Source organism: Marinomonas sp. AWM4_232 (genome assembly GCF_056158325.1).
This window is the reverse complement of the sequence record NZ_JBSWTA010000017.1, coordinates 1-3,884: the sequence shown is the minus strand read 5'-3', so window position 1 is coordinate 3,884 and position 3,884 is coordinate 1. Positions and strand designations below refer to the sequence as shown.

General features: G+C 63.7%; 4 protein-coding genes. 1 reads left to right on the top strand and 3 read right to left on the bottom strand.

Annotated features, from left to right (window positions below):
- Window positions 1-139: 139 nt before the first annotated feature.
- Genes ACXAC1_RS20285 through ACXAC1_RS20275 form a run of 3 tightly spaced genes read right to left on the bottom strand, consistent with a single transcriptional unit; the run spans window position 140 to window position 3,216 of the window.
- On the bottom strand, window positions 140-673 hold the full coding sequence (locus ACXAC1_RS20285) for an enolase-like domain-containing protein (RefSeq protein WP_475064051.1): 534 nt from the start codon (window positions 671-673) through the stop codon (window positions 140-142).
- Between the two features lie 5 nt (window positions 674-678).
- A complete protein-coding gene (locus ACXAC1_RS20280) occupies window positions 679-2,295 on the bottom strand; it encodes a GMC family oxidoreductase (protein WP_475064050.1) in 1,617 nt (538 codons plus the stop codon).
- A gap of 57 nt (window positions 2,296-2,352) precedes the next feature.
- On the bottom strand, window positions 2,353-3,216 hold the full coding sequence (locus tag ACXAC1_RS20275; RefSeq protein ID WP_475064048.1) for a beta-keto acid cleavage family enzyme: 864 nt from the start codon (window positions 3,214-3,216) through the stop codon (window positions 2,353-2,355).
- Window positions 3,217-3,447: 231 nt separating this feature from the next.
- Between ACXAC1_RS20275 and ACXAC1_RS20270 the strand changes: the two genes are divergently transcribed.
- Window positions 3,448-3,884 (top strand): SDR family NAD(P)-dependent oxidoreductase (locus ACXAC1_RS20270; protein WP_475064047.1); only part of this gene is annotated, 437 nt, incomplete at its 3' end.

Sequence of the window (3,884 nt, the reverse complement as noted above, 5' to 3'; positions counted from 1 at the left end):
AAGGTTAAGTTCCTCGTGCAGTGTCAAGATGCCTGTTGCTTGGTTCGGTTGCGTATTTTCTTCCGCCATGCCCTCTGATCAGCACCTGGCGGCGAGGGCCGTCACATTGTCGCGGTCGGTCTGATCGCCAAAGCCGACCTTACAGCTTGAAGTTCCGATGCCCTGCGGCGCGGGCGCGGGCGACGGTATCCAACACCCCGGTCGGGTTGATCCCGCTGGCATAGGCCGGGATGCGGTCCGTCCGGGCACCCAGCAGCCTGTGCAGCGGCAGGCCGGCGCGTTTGGCGACCATGTCCCAGATCGCGATATCGACACCTGCGATGGCTTGCGCGATCGGGCCCGGCTCGCCGGTTTGCAGGCGCAGGATATGCAGCTTGGCATCCATTGCGGCATAGCAGGTCCGGGGGTCGGTGAATTCCTGCCCGACGATGCGCGGCCCGATTTCCGTCTCGACCAGTTTGGCGCGGTGTTCTGCCCCGCAGACGGGAAAATTGCACCACACCTCGCCATATCCCTGAACGCCCGAGGCGTCCGTCACGCGGACCAGCAGGGTGGGGCGGTCATGCATGATCCCGAACGAGGTCCGCACCGGGGTCGACACCGGCGTGCGGACAAGGCGGGCCTCGACCCGGGTCAGGTTCACGTGCATCTGGGTCATTGTCGCTTCTTCCATGTGGGTCACTTTCTGCCGCATGTCTGGCGGGCATCTTCAAGGATCATGTCGCTGGCTTTTTCCGCAATCATCACGGCCGGCGCGTTGGTATTGCCCGACACGATTTCCGGCATGATCGAGCAGTCGACGACGCGCAGCCCCTCGATCCCGCGGACGCGCAGCCGTTCATCCACAACCGCGCCCTGATCCGCGCCCATCTTGCAGGTGCCGGTCGGGTGATAGACGGTAGTCGAATTGCCGCGCACCCATTCCAGTGCCGCGTCGTAATCATCCAGATCAAGATCCTGCGGGGGACGGAATTCCTCGGTGATCTCGGATGCCAGCGCGGCCTGTCGGGCGATCCGGCGCGAGATGCGCACGCCTTCCACGGTGCGGCGGCAGTCATCCTCGGTCGCCAGATAGTTCGGCTGGATTCTGGGCGCGGCCAGCGGATCGGGGCCGGCAAGGGTGATCTCACCCTTGCTGGTCGGACGCAGCACGCAGACCGTGGCGGTGAATGCCGAAAACGGGTGCACGCCCTCGGCGGGGCTGTCGGCCGACCACGGGTTGATGTGGAACTGGATGTCGGGCGTGTCCTCGTCCGGCGAACTGCGCAGGAAGCCCGCGACCATGCTGGCGCCCATCGTCATCGGCCCGTTCCGCTTCCACCCGTAGCGCGCCGCCGTCTTCATCTTGGCGACAAGGCTGCGTACCTCGTCATTGACGGTCTTGTTGCGGGTCTTGAAGGTCGTGCGGGCTTGCAGGTGGTCCTGCAGGTTCTTGCCGACGCCCGGCAGGTGATGCCGGGGCTGCACGCCCGCCTTGCGCAATTCGGTGTCATCGCCGATCCCCGACAGCATCAGGATCTGGGGCGAGCCGACGGCACCCGAAGACAGGATCACCTCGCGCCGCGCGAGCAGCCTGCGCACCTGTCCGTCGGCATCCGTGATCTCGACACCGATGGCCCGCTTGCCTTCCAGCACGATCTTGCGGACTTGCGCGCGGGTCATGATCTCCAGGTTGGGGCGGCGCCGGATCGGTTGCAGATAGGCGACGGCGGTGCTGCAACGACGCCCGTTTCGGATGGTCAGCTGATAGTAGCCGACGCCTTCCTGCGTGACGCCGTTGATGTCATCGTTCGCCGGATAGCCCGCCTGTTGCGCCGCCTTGATCCAGGCGTCGCAGATCGGGTGGGTATAGCGCGGGTCCGACACCGCCAGCGGTCCATCGCCGCCATGCAGTGCATCTGCGCCGCGATCATTCCCCTCGGCGCGCTTGAAATAGGGCAGCACATCGTCCCAGCCCCAGCCGATATTGCCCATCTGCCGCCAGCGGTCATAGTCCTGCGCCTGCCCGCGCACATACAGCAAGCCGTTCAGCGCCGAGGACCCGCCCAAAACCTTGCCGCGCGGCCAGTTGATGACCTTGCGCTTCAGGCCCGGAACCGGTTCGGTCCGATAACGCCAGTCATAGGCGGGGTTGTTCATGGTCTTGAAATATCCCGCAGGCACATGGATCCAGGGATAGCTGTCGCGCCCGCCTGCCTCGATCAGCAGGACCTTGCGATTGGGGTTCTGGCTAAGCCTGTTGGCCAGAACGCAGCCCGACGACCCTGCGCCGACGATGATGAAATCCGCTTCCATATTCTTTTCCCGAAGCTGATGGCCAATGGCCGGGCCCCATGTCGGGGCCCGCCGGTCTTAAAGCTGTTTCAGCCCAAGGATCTCGCGCGCCTCGGCGGGGGTCGCCATCGTACCGCCAAGGGATTCGACGATGCCGACGCCCTTTTCGACCAGCTGCGCATTGCTTTTGCACAGCTCGCCCTTGTCGATATAGACCGTGTCCTCCATCCCGATGCGGACATGCCCGCCCATCAGATAGGACAGCGCCATCATGCGATAGGCGTTCTTGCCGATGCCGAAGGCGGCCCATTCGCTGTTCTCGGGCAACTGCGAGATCAGATAGGCAAGCGTCTGGTAATTCGCCGCAGCACCGAAATTGATGCCCATGACGAACTGGAACATGGCGGGCGACTTCAGGATGCCCTTGGCGATGAAATCCTTGGCCATGTTCAGGTCGCCCAAATCGAAGATCTCGATCTCGGGCTTGGTGCCGGCCTCGTTCGCGATATCGGCCATCACCTTCAGGGTCGGGGGCGTGTTGATGACGGTCCAGGTCTTGTTGACCATCGTATTGAAATCCAGCGTGCAGATCTCGGGGCGCAGCGCCTTGACATGGGCGGATCGCAGGCTGGGGTGACACAGGGTGGTGCCCGGCCCGGCAATGCTGGGGTCCTCTTCACTGGGAACAAAGCGCTGGCCCTCGCCGGTGGTCAGGTTGATCACGATGTCAGAGCCGGCGTCGCGGATGCGGTCCACGACTTCGCGGTAAAGGTTCAGATCCATCGACCCTTTCGCGGTTTCCGGGTCGCGCACATGCATATGGGCGATCGCGGCCCCGGCCTTGCCCGCGTCGATGGCGGCCTGCGCGATCTCGGCGGGCGTGACGGGCAGGTTCTCGTTCTGCGACGGCATGGTGCCGTTTCCGGTCACGGCGCAGGTCATGATGGTTTTCTTGGCCAGGCGATCGTCCTTTTCTTCGCCGTATAAGCACCGGCGTCTGTTGGCGGTTTCTGGCGAAAGGGGCCTGCGGGCCCCGCGCCCTTCAAATTACTGTTGTTATAAACTACTATATGTTTTAATGTTTGTCAAACGGGCGGAGGACGGGCTCGCCCGGTTTTGCTGCGGGGCGATCGACCGCCCGGCAAGTTTCGCTGATTTCCGGAATGGGAGAAGATGATGACAAATCAACGGGAAGCCGGACGAACCGCGCTGGTGACGGGGGGGGCGTCGGGCATCGGCCTGGCCACGGCCACCTTCCTGGCACAGCAGGGGATTCGGGTTGCAATCAACCACCTGCAGGACGATCCCCAGGGGCCACAGCAGGTTCAGCGTCTGCGCGATTTAGGGCTGGACGTGATTTCGGCGCCGGGGAATGTGTCGGTGCCGGGCGATGCCGAAAAGATGGTGAATGCCGCGGTCGATGAACTGGGGCGGCTGGATTATCTGGTGAACAATGCTGGCATTTCGGGAACGCGAGACCCGATCCCGGCGGGCGATCTGGACCGGATCGACGAGGATCTGTGGATGGCGCTGCTGAACACCAATCTGATTGGCGTCTTTCGCTGTGCCAAGGCGGCGGCGCCTGCGCTGCGCGCGACGGGCGGGGCGAT